Origin of the sequence: Treponema rectale (assembly GCF_014202035.1) — a bacterium.
Taxonomy (GTDB): domain Bacteria; phylum Spirochaetota; class Spirochaetia; order Treponematales; family Treponemataceae; genus Treponema_D; species Treponema_D rectale.
In genome coordinates, this window is the sequence record NZ_JACHFR010000001.1 from 528407 (window position 1) to 543676 (window position 15270).

A 15270-nucleotide genomic window follows, 5' to 3' on the forward strand; every position below is an offset into this window, starting at 1 on the left:
TTTATGCTCCGATTGCAATTTCTTCAGGATTTGCTATTTTTTCGATGTAGCCGGTCCTGAGACAGCTTTCAAATAATGCCTTCGAGATGAAGTCGTTTGTGATTTCGTTGTAACCGTCTTTGTCCCGAACGATACGTACTGCGTATCCTTCCTCTGTTTCGCGGGTGATTGTCATGTAATCAGTTGATTTGCCTATGCTTTTTAATGTGTAACTTTCCATTTGCATACTCCTTAAAACATGGTACTTTTATTTTCGGAGAATAAAAAAAAATGTTTAGACCTTTATTTTGTGATGCACATTTTCATCTTATTCCTTCCATTGAGAAGCAGACTGAATTGTGGACTTCCGGTTCCTCTTTTTACGGTGTTACCTGCGCTCATAGCCCTGAAGAGTATTTTGTACAGCATGACAGGGTTTCTTTATTAAAAAATGAAGGTTTTTGCATTTATGAAGCTTTTGGCATTCATCCCCAGAATCCTGTTCCGGAATATGCAGACTTTCTGGAAAAACTGCTGATGCAGAGAAAAATAGCTGCTGTAGGTGAGTGCGGATTCGATTTTTACGATGAATACTTTAAGAAAAACGAAATCCTTCAGAAAAAATGTTTTGAACTGTGTACTGAACTTGCTTTAAAATATGATGTTCCGGTAATTATTCATGATAGAAAAGCTCTAAATGAACTGTTTTTCTATAAGAAGGTTTTAAAAAGACTTCCTTCCTGCATTTTTCACGGCTTTGGTTTTAGTAAGAATGAAGCTTCTTCCCTTCTTTCGAATGGGATAAACGCATATTTTTCATTTGGAAAGAACCTGCTGCGAAACAGCCGTCGCAGTATTGAATGTTTGTGTTCGCTGGAACGGAAAAGGATTCTGCTGGAAACTGATGCTCCCTTTATGACTTTAAGGGAACAGGATTTTACGCCGTTGAGTGATATAAAAAAGGTATATGACGCTGCGGCTAAATATCTTTCTCTCGAAGCTGCAGCCCTGGAAGAACTTATACTGGAAAATTTCTCTGAGGCTTATTTTCTGAGGACGTCAACAATATGAGAGGACGCTCCTAAAAGTTCTGGTCTCAGGCAGTTCTTTTTCTGGTATTCGATGAACAGCCTGAAGGTTTCTTCATCCATAGCATTTAATTCCCGCCTTATGTAATCTGAAGGTCCGTCCGGAGAGAATATTTCTGTCTGAATAAGACCGGCATCGGAATCAAGCTGTTTTATGTCTTCCAGTGAAGTGTAGCTGTACAGTTCGTTTTCTTCATCCCTGCAGATAAATTCTTTTGATATGGAACCGTTTTCCAGGCATTTCTGTATGTTCCCCTGAATGAATCCATAGGTAATTACTGCATATTCATTGAGCAGGTGTGCAGTAAAAATGAGCCCGCCTTTTTTTGTAATTCTTTTGGCCTCGTTCAGTGCTTTTAGTTTTTCCTTTCCGTGAAGATGATACAGCGGACCGAAAAGTATAGTTACGTCAAATTTTTCACTGTCCAGAAACGAGAGGTTTCTTGCATCTCCCTGCCAGCATTTTACTTTTTCATGCCTGTTAAGGAGTTTGTTCAGGTTGTTTTTTACGAGTTCTACAGCCGTAACGTCATAGCCCATTCTGCTTAATGCGATGCTGTACCTTCCTGTTCCTGCTCCTATATCTGCAATCTTTATACTGTTTTTTTCCTGATTAAGCATTTCAAGGTGTTTTGTAATTCTGTAAAGGGCAACTTCAAATTCTACCGTTCCATGACGGGTTGTGAGACGGTGGTCTTCATTAAATTTATTGTAGTATTTTTCAAGTTCCGTCATGTTAATGTCCTTTACTGAGTGCTTCAACTGCTTTTTTTAATGCTTCCACAGCTTCTTTATGGCATTCAAGAAATTCTGAATTCAGTTTTGATATGTCGCCCTCTGTTTTTTTTCTGAGTACATCTTCCAGTTTCTGACCTGTGTGACTCAGCTTCTGAGCGGCCAGCTGTCTGGCAGCACCTTTGTAATAATGGACATAAGATGCGGCTTTGGATAAATCTTCGGCTTCCAGTTGCTGCAGTTTTTCAGCTTCAGGGGGAATATCGTTAATGAAGGCTTCTGCCAGTTCAATGAAAAATTCCGGTTCACCGCCTGTAAATTCAAGTGCGGCTTCTATATCAAGTATTTCCATGATATTCAGAGTGTAGTATAAGTAAAAAAAAGTTGCTATAATCTTTTTATGGAAAAGTTAAGACGTCTGATTGTAATCAATCTTTTTTTGAGCACTTTTTTTACATTACTTTGCATACCTTTTCATTTTGATGTGTCGGTTGCAGCGCTTCCTGTTTCTGCTGCATTTACTTTTCTGCTGTATGAGTTTTCTTTTAAGAAGCTTTTTAAGGAATCTTCTCCATCTGTCATCGGAATGGTGAGGAGATTCTTTCAGTATGAGCCTTTTGTATTTATAACGTCATTTGTACTTCTCAGGGCCGGTAATTTTGATGTTTATCTTGCTTTAGATATAATTTCGGCTGTTGTATGGACTGTACTTACAGTCTTTTCTTTTGTAATTCTTTTTTATCTTTCAGAAAAAAGGGTATGGAAGCTTTCTGAAAACTGGAAGCTTTATCATGAGAGTCATCCGTCTGTAAAACCCCAGGGGGCTGCCCGCATAGGCATAGAAATTCTTGAATGGGTTGATGCCCTCATTCAGGCAGTATTTACTATCGTCCTTATAAATATTTTTCTATTCCAGCTTTATGAGATTCCTTCAGAAAGTATGGTTCCGGAATTTCTCGTAAAAGACAGGGTCGTAGTATTTAAAACTCTTGCCGGTCCTAAGTTTCCCTTAAGCCGTGCCGGACTGCCGTATATCGAAAGCTATGACAGGGGTGACATTGTTGTATTCCGCAATCCTCATTATTCAAATGACAGAAAAAGTGAAGTAAAGACATTCATGAGTCAGTTTGTTTACATGTGTACGCTGACTCTGGTGAATATAAATACTGATGACAGGGGTGAAATAAAGGCTGATCCTCTTGTAAAACGCGTAACAGGTCTTCCCGGTGAGCAGATTATGCTTGTTGACGGGGAACTTTATGCAAGAAAGGACGGAACCCGTTTCAGTGCAGTAGGTGATTCTTCTTACGCCTGCTGGAATGCTGCTGCTGACAGAAAACTTTATGATTTGAATAAATCCATTCTGAAAATAGAAAAGCTTCCAATGTCTGGAATTACAAGAGAAGATATTTTTGATAAGAAGCGTATAACGCTGTCTGATGCTCTTCAAATTGAAAATTCCCTGGTGGAAATGACGGAAGAGGTAGAACGGCTCAGACGGAATCTTGATCTTGAAAGTGCAAAATTGGAATGCATGAGTCTTTCTGCTGAATTTTCAAGGTATGCGTCAGGTGGAAATGTAAAAGGAGATGTTTCATCTGTTATTGATTCATCAGCACTTTTAATGAATAATTTTTTCGATAATTCTTTTTTGTCATCCCTGGTCATAAAACTCAGACAGGTTGACGGCGGAAAAGAATGGTTTGATGCCTATATGAACAGCTGGCATAAGAATTTTACAAATCTTAATGAGTATAGGGAACTTGATGATAACGGTGAGCTTATTCTGGAAGGTCCTGCTCTTGCAGGAAGCAATCTGTATACGGATTCACTTTTGAGGCTTGACGTTATGATGAAACTTACAACAGGCCGTATAATGCTTGCCCGACTTAATGGAAATGTTTCTGTTTTAACAGAGAATATTAGCGTTCTTGAAAAACTTTGCAATTACATACTTTTTATGGATCAGAGAAATATGGGACTGTTCCCTGCAAATAATGGTTCGGAAAGAAAGTACATACCGGAAGACTGTTATTTTATGATGGGAGACAACAGGTATAATTCTTTAGACATGAGGCATAGTTACGAACATACGGAAAAGCCTCTGTCAGAATTTGATGAATATTCTATCCGTTATATGTCTAACCTGGAACCTCAGTATGTTCATCGCAGCAGGATTCTTGGAAAAGCCAGTTTCCGCTTCTGGCCTATAAATAGAATAGGCTTTCCTGGCAGTTCATTGAGAAAATAAAAAAAATCCGCAGTGAAAAGTTTTATTTTCATTGCGGATTATTTTTTATACTTTTTTTACACTAATTACAAACAGTATTAAGCATTCTTTCCATGACACTGCTTATACTTTTTACCGCTTCCGCATGGACAAGGATCGTTTCTTCCTACTTTTGGAAGTGTTCTCATTATAGTTACATTCTGTCCCTGTCTGCCGGTTTTCATGGCACTGTTTGCTGCCTGTGACCTTGCATCTCGTGCATTGAAAGCCCTCTGCGGGGTAATTGCAGACTGAGCTTCTTTATGCTCTGCATTCATATTCTGAATTGTTTTAGGAGCCTGTCTCTGCATTCCTGCCGGCTGAATCTGAACTTTAACCTTAAATATCCTGCTTGTAACTGAATCGCGGATGTTGTCAAGCATGGCATCAAACTGGTTGAAACCATCAATCTTATATTCTGTAAGAGGATTTTTGCTTCCGTAAGAGCGGAGATGAACGGCTTCTCTGAGGGAATCAAGATATTCAAGCTGGTCAAGCCACTGTTTATCGATACGCTGTACATACTGGTATCTGATGAACATATTGAGGTTTGCCTTGCCTACAAGAAGTTCCTTTTGTGTTATATCATTCTGCAGGGCGGCAATGACGGTTTCTTCATCGGTTGGAACAGTTTCGAATTCAAGACCGAATGTATTCTTAAGGTTTTCTGCAAGTGCGTTTTCTGCAGAACCGTCTTTAGAACCTCTGCGCTCGGATTCATAAATTTCAAATATTTCTGAAACTTTATCACGGGCGTTATTCATTACACGAGTGCTTAAATCTTCATCGAGAAGAATTTCATCCCTCTGTTCATAGATAAATGAACGCTGCTTGTTAAGTACGTCATCATAGTCGAGGAGGTTTTTACGGATCTCAAAGTTACGTTCTTCAACTTTATGCTGTGCGCGGGCAATTGATTTGTTGAGCCAAGGGTGATTGATAGGTTCATCATCCTTCATGCCGATACCGGCCATGATTTTTTTCATGCGTTCTCCGCCGAAAAGCCTCATGAGGTCATCATCCATGGAAATATAGAACTTACTTCTTCCCGGATCTCCCTGACGTCCTGAACGTCCTCTGAGCTGGTTGTCAATACGTCTTGATTCATGTCTTTCAGAACCGATGACATAAAGACCGCCGAGGTTTTTAACTTCCTCATAATCTTTCTGCCACTGTTCCTTTTCTATTGCCAGTGCTGCCTCATACTGTTCCTGAGTTGCTCCTGTACCGGCTCTCTTGCGTGCCCTCATTTCAGGTGAGCCGCCAAGTTTAATGTCTGTACCGCGTCCGGCCATGTTTGTAGCTACTGTAACGGAACCTTTTGCTCCGGCTTCTGCGATGATAAGGGCTTCCCTTGCGTGGTTCTTTGCATTGAGGACTTCATGCCTGATGCCTTTTCGGGTAAGGAGGGCAGAAAGATGCTCTGATTTTTCTACGGATATCGTACCTACAAGAACCGGCTGTCCTTTTTTATGAGCTTCCTCGATTTCCTTTACGATGGCATTCCATTTTGCATCTTCATTGAGGTAAACTTCATCATTTTCATCAATGCGTGCTACAGGCTTGTTTGTCGGTATAGCAACAACATCGAGATTATAGATTCTGCTGAATTCCACAGCTTCTGTCTGGGCTGTACCGGTCATTCCGGAAAGCTTGTCGTACATGCGGAAGAAGTTCTGGAAGGTTATGGTAGCAAGGGTTCTGTTGCGCTGTGCAATCTTAAGGTGTTCTTTTGCTTCGATTGCCTGGTGGAGACCGTCACCGTAACGTCTTCCTTCAAGAATGCGTCCGGTAAATTCGTCTACAATCTGAACCTGACCGTCACGGACTACATAGTCAACATCTTCATGATAGAGAACATGAGCACGCAGGGCCTGTGTAAAATAGTGTACGTATTCAAAGTTTTCTTCATCAAAAACACTTGTTCCTTCCGCGATAAGTCCATGTTTGTGAAGGATGTCGTTGATCTTGTTCATTCCTTTGTCAGTGAAAGAAATGCGCTTCGATTTTTCATCAATTTTGTAGTCCCCTTTAAGGGCAGCCCTTTCTTCAGGCAACATCTGGACTTCATCCGGATAATCCTTGGTCTTAGGGTCCTTTTCCATTTCCTCAAACTGATCAACGTATTTATCAACTTCGTGATACTTGTATGTATCATCTTCACCCTGACCGGAAATGATGAGAGGAGTTCTTGCTTCATCTATGAGTATGGAGTCGATTTCGTCAACGATACAGAAGTTGAATCCCCTCTGAACTTTACGGCTTGCATCAACCTGCATGTTGTCACGGAGATAGTCAAAGCCAAGTTCATTGTTTGTTCCGTAGGTAAGGTCGCAGGCATAGGCTGCTTTGCGGGCTTCATAGTCCATGTTGCTGAGAATGCAGCCGACGCTCTGTCCGAGGAAGCGGTATACCCGTCCCATCCACTGGCTGTCGCGTTCTGCAAGGTAGTCGTTTACGGTAACGATGTGGACTCCTTTTCCGCTTAAAGAATTAAGGTATGCGGCACAGACGCACATGAGGGTTTTACCTTCTCCGGTTTTCATTTCAGTGATGCGTCCGGAATTCAATACGAGGGAACCCATAAGCTGGCACGGATAGGCTCTTTCGCCTAAAACTCTTTTTGCAGCTTCTCTGGCAAGGGCAAATGCATCTATAAGGATATCGTCAAGGGTTTCACCCTTAGAAAGGCGTTCTTTTAAAATTTTAGTCTGTTCCGGAAACTGGTCATCCGTAAAGGACTGAGCCCATGCTTCACGTTTTTCAATCTCAGCAACCACAGGTCTGAGGGCTTTTACATCGCGTTCATTTTGTGAACCGAAAATCAGTGTAAGTAACTTATCAAACATAATGAAGAAATATACTCGATTTTATCTGAATTGACAATATAAATAGGTTTCTTTATTCTCTATTATATGCAATTAAAAATAAATGCGCTGTCAGTGATCGTAGTTCTCAGCTGTACATTTTTTTCCTGCAGCAGGGAAAAGGTTGTAGAAAATGTTCCCAGGGAGGAGCTGTTCAGCCTGAATTATGGAAATTTTGAAGATGAAATAAACCTGTTTTCTCTTTCTGATGTAGGAGAAATAAATACTTCCCTCGTTATGCACGAAGGTTTTTTCTATATTGCAAACGGTGAAGCCGGTAAAATAATGAAAATGAACAGTTACGGTGACCTGCTTACCCTTTATTTTAATGAAGATATTAATCCTGTTCCTTCAGTTCAGGCAGGAATTTCAGGATCAAATGCAACCAGAAAATCCATTTCATATCCGTTTAACAGCATTTCTTCAATAGCAGTTGATTCAAGACAGTATCTTTACGTTGTGGACCGTCTTCCTCCTGAAAGAGTTGAATATGATTCCAATACCAAAGAGATTCTCGGACAGGTTGTCCTCAGATTTGACGATGAGGGAAACTTTCTTGATTACTTCGGTCAGCAGGGCCGGGGTGCACTTCCGTTTGCTTATATCCGGAATATTTATGTAACACGGCATCGGGAACTTGTAGTTATCTGTAAATCTGACGACAGTAATGTGGGAGAAACTGTATACTGGTTTTCTTCGGAAGGCTTTCTTCTTACAAAGCTTCAGATAAATTCAAAAAATGTCCCTAACCCGGTTGATCCTGAAGGAAATGAATCTTTTGTAGCCATTGAAAATGTTGTTCCTGGATATGATGACAGGATGCTTTACCTGAGCATCAATTATTACCGTAATTATGTTGATGAAGCCAGTCGCGTTCAGTCTGGAATTGAATATATTTCCACGTATCTCTATTCCCTTGACGTTGAGACAGGAATCTTTGACGAGGGAATTGAAGTGCCGAGTGATTATTACGAAGTAGCCGGTGATTATTCAAAGCATGAATTTAACGTTCCCTATGAGTTTATGGGGGTAACTGCTACAGGCTGGGCTTTTTATGTTAACAGCATTGATGCCGGCCTTAATGTTCAGATGGTGCAGCTTAACGGCCAGCATATTCTTAAGCGCGTGCTGACATTTGACAGGTACAGAAGTCTTTTCTATGCCCTGAATCTCAGTGAGACTGGAGTAATATCTGCACTGATTGGTAATAAGGAAAAAGCTTCTTTCTGCTGGTGGAGGACGGATTCTCTTATAAAGGCTGCAATCAAGAATTGACGGCTTATTGAACGGATGTCTGATGGAACGAAAATCTGTTATAGAACAACGGGAAACATCGGAAGATGTTGTTTTTCACTATAAAAAAGGCTCTTTCAGGGAAAAGGAAAGCGAGGAAGTAAGGAATCTTGCTACCGGTAAAACTGCTATAAGCAGCGGTTTTTTTAAATCTCTTGTTGCAACGAAGGGAAACCGGTTTATGTTCATAGCTCTGGTTATAATGTTTGCCTTAAGCGGAATTATATGGTTTTTTAATTCTTCACCGGAAACTGACGTACTTGAAAAATTTACCGTAACAGTGTCTGCCTTCTCCTATGAGGATAAAGTTTTTGCTAAAGTTGAATTCAGACCGTCCCGAAATGGTAAGGTAACAGAGGATCAGAAGTTTTCAATTCATTATGATGCTGTTAATGTTGATGATGCCCTTCAGAATTCAGGCGACTGTGAGTTTGTATATACAGCCGGCGGTGAAGGCAGTCAGTATGCAACTTTCTGGCTCATGGATTATGACATAAAGAAAGTGCTTTGTACTGTATCAGACGGAGAAAGAAAAACAAATGTAAGCTGTACCGTGGTACGCTGAATCGTGGAGATTTTTATTGACAAGGAATATTGTTTTATTACATACTTTAAAGTGCACAACGACGTGAACGCCAGATATCAGGTCTGGTGTTTTCGTCGTTTTTTTATTTTATAAGGAGGTGAGCCATGTACGACGATGATGAGTTTCATATTGTTTCAGTTCAGCCTTACGTTGTATTCTGCGCTGGGCAGCTGTATCGTCATGTTACGGACTGCATAGGGCTCACGTATTTTTATTCCTTTGCAGCTGCCGAAAAAGACCTTCATATTCCTGTTCTGGCAGATGGCTGCAGTGACATACTTTTTATTTACAGGGACGGAAAAGTTTTTACTGAAGTTTTATATACTGCAGGCGGTACAAAGTTTATCGATGTAAAAAAGGGCAGTGACTGCTTTGGCGTCAGATTTATGCCTGGAGAAAACCCGTGCCTTGATTATTCCTCCGGAGAAAAACTGAAGGATTCAGGGCTTCTTTTAAGGCTTGAACAGAAAATGTCTCAGGAAACGACTTTTATTCCCAGAATGTGTGCTTTTCTTGAGGAGTACCGTACTGAGTTTAAGGATTCTGTTCCTGCTCAGAAAAAACTCTTCCGTCAGATAATCAGGCTTATTGCAGAAAAAAAAGGTATTCTTAAAATAAGCGAGCTGGAAGTTCTTACCGGATATTCTGCCAGGTACATAAACCACATTTTTGAAAATCAGGCCGGTATAAGCGCCAAACAGTTCTGTAAATGTATAAAAATGCACCTTATACTCCAGGCTTTAAGCACCGGAACAGAAATTTCATTTTCTAAAATTTCTTCTGAATATAAATTTTATGATCAGGCTCATTTCATTCATGAATTTAAGGAGTTTACCGGAAAAACTCCCGGAGAATATGCATCAGCCGTAGAAGAATCTTTGTATTCTGACTGTATAGTTGATGTATGACATACTGTCTGAGAGCCGCATTTAATTGACTTCAACGCTGATAACAATTAGAATGAATCTATGTTTGATGAAAAAGATATAGCACAGTTTGAGATAGAAGAAGAAGATTTTGATACGGTCATGGCAAGTGACATTACTTTTAACGGCCGCATCAGGTTTTCAAGACCTTTTATGATTAAGGGTAAAGTTACCGGTATCATAGATGCTACAAGTAATCTCCTTATAGATACAACTGCGGAAGTTAATGCAGATATTACGGCTGAGCGAATTCTTGTCCGGGGTAAGGTAAAAGGAAACATAACTGGAAATTCTCTTGTTTATGTAACTTCGTCAGGTTCTGTGGATGGTGATATTTCTTCTGCACAGGTTGTTCTTGAGCCGGGAAGTCAGTTTTCCGGAAAGTGTACGATGTCTTCAAAATAGGATTGCATGATGAAAATTAATTTCAGAAAGTTAGTATTGTCAGTTGTTCTTGTTTCTGTTGTTTCTGCCGCTTTTGCTCAGAATAAGGCAGATGCCCTTAAACTTTATAATGACGGTAAGTATAAGGAAGCCATTTCAGTCTGTGAAGATGAGATTGCTGTTAATCCTAATAATATGAATTCCTGGGTAGTCCTCTGCTGGGCTCTTGTTGCCAACAGACAGTATGCGGAAGCTGAGAGACGCTCAACGGAAGCCAGGCGTATTAATAATTATGACCTTCGTGTAATTGAAGTTCAGGCTGAGTCAAAATACTATATCGGAAAATATAATGAGGCTCTGGTTCTGTTTCAGCGTTATGTAGCTACGGTTCAGGAAAACGGAAACAACCGTCTTGGCCGTGCATATTATTTTATGGGAGAAATATATATAAAGCAGGAAAAATACCATCATGCGGATATTTCCCTTACGACAGCTGTTCATATAGAAGAATTGAGGGATCTGTGGTGGGGCAGGCTTGGTTATGCCCGTGAAAAAAGCGGCGACTGGAAGAATGCCATTGCAGCCTATGACAAGGCGCTTCAGCTGAATCCTTACCAGCAGATTGCAGTAGATGGAAAAGCCCGCTGTAAGACCCATGTACAGTAATACAATTCATTTTGAGACTCTCGGCTGCCGTCTTAATCAGGATGAAAGTGAAGGGGCTGCCCGTTCTTTTTTTAACTGCGGCTATTCCTGTACGATGGAGGCTGTTACTTCTTCTGCAGAAACTGATGAGAGTACGCTGCTGTGTATTATCAATACCTGTACTGTTACAAATAAGGCAGAGCAGAAAGCACGGCGTATAATAAGGATGTGTCTTGAAAAGTATCCCAACAGTGTAGTTTGCGTTACAGGCTGTTATGCAGAACTTGACGGAGACAGCATAAAGGCGATGTGTCCTGAACGTATTTCTATTATTCCCGGAACAAAGAAATATGTCCTTAATAAGATAGCAGAGAATTTAAAAAAACTGGTGGGAGCTGCCGGTTTTATTGATGATATAAGCAGGCTTGATGATTTTATTAAATTGCACTGTTCTGTATCTGCTTCACCTGTGCAGTCAGCACTTGTCAATCATAAGGATACTGTCGCTGGCAAAGTTTATATTCCCCTTCCGTTTACGCTTTATACTCCCGTATTTGAAAAACACAGCCGGGCTTCCCTTAAAATTCAGGATGGATGTAACAACAGCTGCACTTTCTGCAGAATTCATTTTGCCAGGGGAAAAGCTGTTTCTCTTGGAGTAGATGAAGTTCTTAACCGGGTGCGGGAAATAGAGGCTTCCGGTAAGGATGAGGTTGTTTTTACAGGCGTTAACCTCAGTCAGTATGCAGGAGATTTTTATGCCGGAGAAACACCTGTAAAAAAGGATTTTGCTTTTCTTTTAAAATATCTGATAGAGAATACAAAAAAAATTAAATTCAGGATTTCGTCTTTTTATCCTCAGAGCGTAACTGATTCCCTGTGTGAATCATTAAAAAGTGACAGGGTACAGCCGTTCTTTCATCTCAGTGTCCAGAGTGGAAGTGATTCTGTCTTGAAGGCAATGAAACGTCCTTACGGTCATGATGATGTAGTAAATGCCGTGAAAAAAATTCGCAATGCAAAAAAAGACTGCTTTATCAGCTGTGACATAATAGCCGGATTTCCCGGAGAATCGGATTTTGATTTCAACGAAACTGTCAGATTGTGTGAAGAGTGTTCATTCTCCTGGATGCATGTTTTTCCTTTCAGTCCCCGTCCTGGAACTGAAGCTGCCGTAATGAAACCTCAGATTACTGAAGCTGTAAAAACCCGGAGAGCAGCTGTTCTTGGTAAAATAGCTGTTGATTCTAAGATTAAGTATATAGAATCAATGAAAGGAAGGGAGTTTACTGCAGTAGTGGAGAATTCCCGTGCCCTCAGGCTTTCCCTCAGGATTTTGAAGAATACTTCTGCCGGCTCAGAATCTGGAATTTACCACGCAGTTACGGATAACTTCATTCATGTTGAATTTAAGTCGTCCCGATATATCGAAAGTTCCCGTTCTGTTCGTGTTAGAATTGACCAGGTTCTTGAAGATAATATCAGGACTGGAAAAGAAATAGAATGTCTTTCTTCTCTTGTTTCTGTTAACTCTCAGATGTAATTTCTTTGTAAAAGTTTGTAATGTCCTTGCGGTTGTCCTTTGTGTAGGCAATTGCTGTCCTTGGATGCTGATTGAGAATTCCTGTAAGAAGGTACTGCCAGTCGTAGCCCCATTTGCACTGTTCTTTAAGTGGAGCCATCTGTTCCTCAAGAAATTTTATTACCGGATATATGTTGAATTTAGGGTTTTTAAGGAAGCCTATAAGGTTTTCTATCGAGCAGTTTCCAGCGCCACGTCCCATTGAGGCATATGTGGCATCAAGATAATTTACACCGTCTCCGCAGCATTCAATTGTATTTGCAAAGGCGAGTTTCTGATTATCATGTGCGTGTATTCCGACCTGCTTTGAGTATTTTGCAGCAATATTCAGAAAAATATCCGCCAGACGGGCCATCTGTTCCGGGTAAATTGAACCGTAACTGTCAACAATGTACAGGATGTCTGCCGGAGATTTTGCTATTGTTTCAAGTGCAATTTTAAGATCTGCTTCCTGAGCATTTGATACAGCCATGATATTGCAACTTACTTCATATCCCTTGCTTTTTGCATCTTCAATCATTTCTACTGCTGCCGGAATCTGGTGAAGGTAACAGGCTACCCGGATAAGATCAATAGGACTGTTGCTTTTTTCCTGTATGTCTTTTCTGAAATCACAACGGCCGACATCTGCCATTACTGCTATTTTGAGAGGGGAGTTGTTGTCTCCTGTGATTTCTCGAATATGGTCGTCATCACAGAATTTCCACTTTCCAAATTTATTAACGTCAAACAGCTCTTTAGAGGCTTTGTAGCCGAATTCCATATAATCAACTCCGGCCTTTACATTTGTCTGATAAAGTTCTTTTACAAATTCATCTGTAAAATAAAAATCGTTTACAAGACCTCCGTCTCTAAGTGTTGCATCAACGACTTTAATTTCGGGACGAAATCCCATGAGTTTGGAAAGTTCTTTTTCCATACGGAACCCCTCTGCAATTTAAATTTTTGCAGAATACTAGCATTTAATGATTTTTTTGACAATACTATTGATAGAAACAAAAAAAAGAACCGCCCGATTTTCGAGCGGTTCTAATATTCAGCTTAACAGGTTATTTTAGAAACTTCCTGCTACAGCTACTGCACATGCTACAGTACATCCAACCATAGGGTTGTTTCCCATACCCATGAAGCCCATCATTTCAACGTGAGCAGGAACTGATGATGATCCTGCAAACTGAGCATCTGAGTGCATGCGTCCCAGTGTATCTGTAAATCCGTAAGAAGCTGGACCTGCAGCCATGTTATCCGGATGGAGTGTACGACCTGTTCCACCACCAGAAGCTACAGAGAAGTATTTCTTACCTGCAAGGAGACGTTCCTTTTTGTATGTTCCTGCAACTGGATGCTGGAAGCGGGTAGGGTTTGTTGAGTTTCCTGTAATTGAAACATCTACATCTTCATGCCACATGATTGCAACGCCTTCGCGAACATCGTCAGCACCATAGCATTTTACGATAAGACGGTCTGGATTGTTTCCGTATGGAACTTCCTTTACAACTGTAAGGGCTTTGTCTGTTCCTTCACCGTTGAAATAATCAAACTTTGTCTGAACGTATGTAAATCCGTTGATACGGCTGATGATCTGAGCTGCATCTTTTCCAAGTCCGTTAAGGATAACGCGGAGCTTGTTCTTGCGAACTTTGTTTGCATTTGCAGCGATTTTGATTGCTCCTTCAGCAGCAGCAAATGATTCGTGTCCTGCAAGGAATGCAAAACACTGTGTTTCTTCAGAAAGAAGGCGTGCACCGAGGTTTCCGTGTCCAAGACCTACTTTGCGGTCATCAGCTACTGAACCTGGAAGACAGAATGCCTGAAGTCCTTTACCGATGTTAGCAGCAGCAGTAGAACCTGTTTTGTCTCCTGTTTTTTCTGCTTCTTTGATGGCAATAGCGCTTCCGAGAACGTAAGCCCATTTTGCATCTTCAAAACAAATCTGCTGTGTTGACTGACAGATTTCATAAGGATCAAATCCCCGTGCCTTGCAGAGGTCACGTGCTTCATTCAATCCTTTTTCTCCTTCTGAGAAACCATATTCTTTAAGAGCCTTATTCACCTGAGGAATGCGGCCTTCGAAATCTTCAAATAATGTTGCCATGATATAAATTCCCCCTGAATTACTCTTTGCGTGGATCGATAAGACGAACCATACCCTGATCTGCAGTTACGCGACCGTAATGTGTACGTGCACCTTCGATAGCTTCCTGAGCCGGTTTTCCAGCTTTGAGAGCGTCCATAAGTTTTCCGAAGTTAATGCAGTTGTAACCGATAATCTGGTTGTCTTTATCAACAGCACATGTTTCTACGTAACCTTCTGTCATTTCAAGGTAGCGTGGACCAGTTTTGCGTGTTGCAAACATTGTTCCTACCTGTGAGCGGAGGTTCTTTCCAAGATCTTCAAGGGATGCACCAACTTTAAGACCGTTCTTTGAATATGCTGACTGTGTACGTCCATAAACAATCTGCATGAAAAGTTCACGCATTGCAGTGTTAATTGCGTCACAAACAAGGTCAGTGTTCAATGCTTCAAGAAGTGTTTTACCAATAAGGATTTCTGAAGCCATTGCAGCTGAGTGAGTCATACCTGAGCATCCGATTGTTTCAACAAGTGCTTCTTCAATGATACCGTCTTTAACGTTCAAAGAGAGTTTGCATGCTCCCTGCTGAGGTGCACACCAGCCGATACCGTGTGTGAATCCTGATACGTCTTCAATTTTCTTAACCTGAACCCATTCGCCTTCTTCAGGAATAGGAGCCGGTCCGTGATATGCGCCTTTTGCTAAAGGACACATATGTTCTACTTCTGCAGTGTAGATCATTTCTTTACCTCGAAAAAAGATATGATTAAGATTGCCTTTTACAAAAAAAACTTCTCTAAAAAGGCACGGTGAGTATAACACTAAAAACGAGCTAATTCAA

General features: G+C 40.8%; 15 protein-coding genes. 8 read left to right on the top strand and 7 right to left on the bottom strand.

All coding sequences use genetic code 11. The features are described 5' to 3' along the window. Window position 1: 1 nt before the first annotated feature. On the bottom strand, window positions 2-220 hold the full coding sequence (locus HNP77_RS02230) for a hypothetical protein (protein WP_184651530.1): 219 nt from the start codon (window positions 218-220) through the stop codon (window positions 2-4). A gap of 50 nt (window positions 221-270) precedes the next feature. On the opposite strand from HNP77_RS02230, the gene HNP77_RS02235 reads away from it, so the two are divergent. Continuing rightward, the gene (locus tag HNP77_RS02235; RefSeq protein ID WP_184651531.1) at window positions 271-1050 is read left to right on the top strand and encodes a TatD family hydrolase; all 780 of its coding nucleotides are present in this window, start codon (window positions 271-273) and stop codon (window positions 1048-1050) included. Here the strand turns inward: HNP77_RS02235 and HNP77_RS02240 are convergent. Together HNP77_RS02240 and HNP77_RS02245 are read right to left on the bottom strand one after the other, a co-directional pair. Next, on the bottom strand, window positions 1023-1802 hold the full coding sequence (locus tag HNP77_RS02240; protein WP_184651532.1) for a class I SAM-dependent methyltransferase: 780 nt from the start codon (window positions 1800-1802) through the stop codon (window positions 1023-1025). The genes HNP77_RS02235 and HNP77_RS02240 overlap by 28 nt on opposite strands. Window position 1803: 1 nt before the next feature. Beyond that, entirely contained in the window at window positions 1804-2154 is a 351-nt protein-coding gene (locus tag HNP77_RS02245; protein WP_184651533.1) for an Hpt domain-containing protein, read from the bottom strand. Window positions 2155-2202: 48 nt separating this feature from the next. Between HNP77_RS02245 and lepB the strand changes: the two genes are divergently transcribed. Next, window positions 2203-4053, top strand: a complete 1851-nt coding sequence (gene lepB / locus HNP77_RS02250) for a signal peptidase I (RefSeq protein WP_184651534.1) — start codon at window positions 2203-2205, stop codon at window positions 4051-4053. A 77-nt stretch (window positions 4054-4130) separates the two neighbouring features. Here the strand turns inward: lepB and secA are convergent, their stop codons facing one another. Beyond that, on the bottom strand, window positions 4131-6920 hold the full coding sequence (gene secA / locus HNP77_RS02255; protein ID WP_184651535.1) for a preprotein translocase subunit SecA: 2790 nt from the start codon (window positions 6918-6920) through the stop codon (window positions 4131-4133). Window positions 6921-6986: 66 nt separating this feature from the next. Between secA and HNP77_RS02260 the strand changes: the two genes are divergently transcribed. The 6 genes from HNP77_RS02260 to mtaB all read left to right on the top strand — a co-directional run bounded on the left by HNP77_RS02260 (window position 6987) and on the right by mtaB (window position 12315). Next, a complete protein-coding gene (locus HNP77_RS02260) occupies window positions 6987-8213 on the top strand; it encodes an LIC_12708 family protein (RefSeq protein ID WP_184651536.1) in 1227 nt (408 codons plus the stop codon). 22 nt (window positions 8214-8235) lie between these two features. Further along, a complete protein-coding gene (locus HNP77_RS02265) occupies window positions 8236-8796 on the top strand; it encodes a hypothetical protein (RefSeq protein WP_184651537.1) in 561 nt (186 codons plus the stop codon). A gap of 125 nt (window positions 8797-8921) precedes the next feature. Beyond that, window positions 8922-9725 carry a helix-turn-helix domain-containing protein gene (locus tag HNP77_RS02270; protein ID WP_184651538.1) on the top strand — a complete coding sequence of 268 codons (804 nt, stop codon included), beginning with the start codon at window positions 8922-8924 and terminating at the stop codon, window positions 9723-9725. A 60-nt stretch (window positions 9726-9785) separates the two neighbouring features. Then, a complete protein-coding gene (locus tag HNP77_RS02275; protein WP_184651539.1) occupies window positions 9786-10148 on the top strand; it encodes a bactofilin family protein in 363 nt (120 codons plus the stop codon). A gap of 6 nt (window positions 10149-10154) precedes the next feature. After that, the gene (locus HNP77_RS02280; RefSeq protein WP_246428838.1) at window positions 10155-10793 is read left to right on the top strand and encodes a tetratricopeptide repeat protein; all 639 of its coding nucleotides are present in this window, start codon (window positions 10155-10157) and stop codon (window positions 10791-10793) included. Continuing rightward, entirely contained in the window at window positions 10759-12315 is a 1557-nt protein-coding gene (gene mtaB, locus HNP77_RS02285) for a tRNA (N(6)-L-threonylcarbamoyladenosine(37)-C(2))-methylthiotransferase MtaB (protein ID WP_184651540.1), read from the top strand. The genes HNP77_RS02280 and mtaB overlap by 35 nt, the downstream gene beginning before the upstream one ends. Here mtaB and HNP77_RS02290 read toward each other — a convergent pair. The 3 genes from HNP77_RS02290 to HNP77_RS02300 all read right to left on the bottom strand — a co-directional run bounded on the left by HNP77_RS02290 (window position 12299) and on the right by HNP77_RS02300 (window position 15170). Beyond that, entirely contained in the window at window positions 12299-13273 is a 975-nt protein-coding gene (locus HNP77_RS02290; protein ID WP_184651541.1) for an aldolase catalytic domain-containing protein, read from the bottom strand. The genes mtaB and HNP77_RS02290 overlap by 17 nt on opposite strands. Window positions 13274-13408: 135 nt before the next feature. After that, the gene (locus HNP77_RS02295) at window positions 13409-14449 is read right to left on the bottom strand and encodes a GGGtGRT protein (protein ID WP_184651542.1); all 1041 of its coding nucleotides are present in this window, start codon (window positions 14447-14449) and stop codon (window positions 13409-13411) included. Between the two features lie 19 nt (window positions 14450-14468). Beyond that, window positions 14469-15170: an iron-sulfur cluster assembly scaffold protein gene (locus HNP77_RS02300; protein WP_184651543.1), complete on the bottom strand. Its 702-nt coding sequence runs from the start codon at window positions 15168-15170 to the stop codon at window positions 14469-14471. Window positions 15171-15270: the final 100 nt, after the last annotated feature.

Excerpts from the sequence above, each read along its gene's own strand:
- HNP77_RS02265 (WP_184651537.1), top strand. The coding sequence starts at position 8,236 with ATGGAACGAAAATCTGTTATAGAACAACGGGAAACATCGGAAGATGTT.
- secA (WP_184651535.1), bottom strand. The coding sequence starts at position 6,920 with ATGTTTGATAAGTTACTTACACTGATTTTCGGTTCACAAAATGAACGC.
- HNP77_RS02270 (WP_184651538.1), top strand. The coding sequence starts at position 8,922 with ATGTACGACGATGATGAGTTTCATATTGTTTCAGTTCAGCCTTACGTT.
- HNP77_RS02235 (WP_184651531.1), top strand. The coding sequence starts at position 271 with ATGTTTAGACCTTTATTTTGTGATGCACATTTTCATCTTATTCCTTCC.
- HNP77_RS02280 (WP_246428838.1), top strand. The coding sequence starts at position 10,155 with ATGATGAAAATTAATTTCAGAAAGTTAGTATTGTCAGTTGTTCTTGTT.
- HNP77_RS02295 (WP_184651542.1), bottom strand. The coding sequence starts at position 14,449 with ATGGCAACATTATTTGAAGATTTCGAAGGCCGCATTCCTCAGGTGAAT.
- HNP77_RS02275 (WP_184651539.1), top strand. The coding sequence starts at position 9,786 with ATGTTTGATGAAAAAGATATAGCACAGTTTGAGATAGAAGAAGAAGAT.
- lepB (WP_184651534.1), top strand. The coding sequence starts at position 2,203 with ATGGAAAAGTTAAGACGTCTGATTGTAATCAATCTTTTTTTGAGCACT.
- HNP77_RS02245 (WP_184651533.1), bottom strand. The coding sequence starts at position 2,154 with ATGGAAATACTTGATATAGAAGCCGCACTTGAATTTACAGGCGGTGAA.
- HNP77_RS02240 (WP_184651532.1), bottom strand. The coding sequence starts at position 1,802 with ATGACGGAACTTGAAAAATACTACAATAAATTTAATGAAGACCACCGT.
- HNP77_RS02230 (WP_184651530.1), bottom strand. The coding sequence starts at position 220 with ATGGAAAGTTACACATTAAAAAGCATAGGCAAATCAACTGATTACATG.
- mtaB (WP_184651540.1), top strand. The coding sequence starts at position 10,759 with ATGGAAAAGCCCGCTGTAAGACCCATGTACAGTAATACAATTCATTTT.
- HNP77_RS02290 (WP_184651541.1), bottom strand. The coding sequence starts at position 13,273 with ATGGAAAAAGAACTTTCCAAACTCATGGGATTTCGTCCCGAAATTAAA.
- HNP77_RS02300 (WP_184651543.1), bottom strand. The coding sequence starts at position 15,170 with ATGATCTACACTGCAGAAGTAGAACATATGTGTCCTTTAGCAAAAGGC.
- HNP77_RS02260 (WP_184651536.1), top strand. The coding sequence starts at position 6,987 with ATGCAATTAAAAATAAATGCGCTGTCAGTGATCGTAGTTCTCAGCTGT.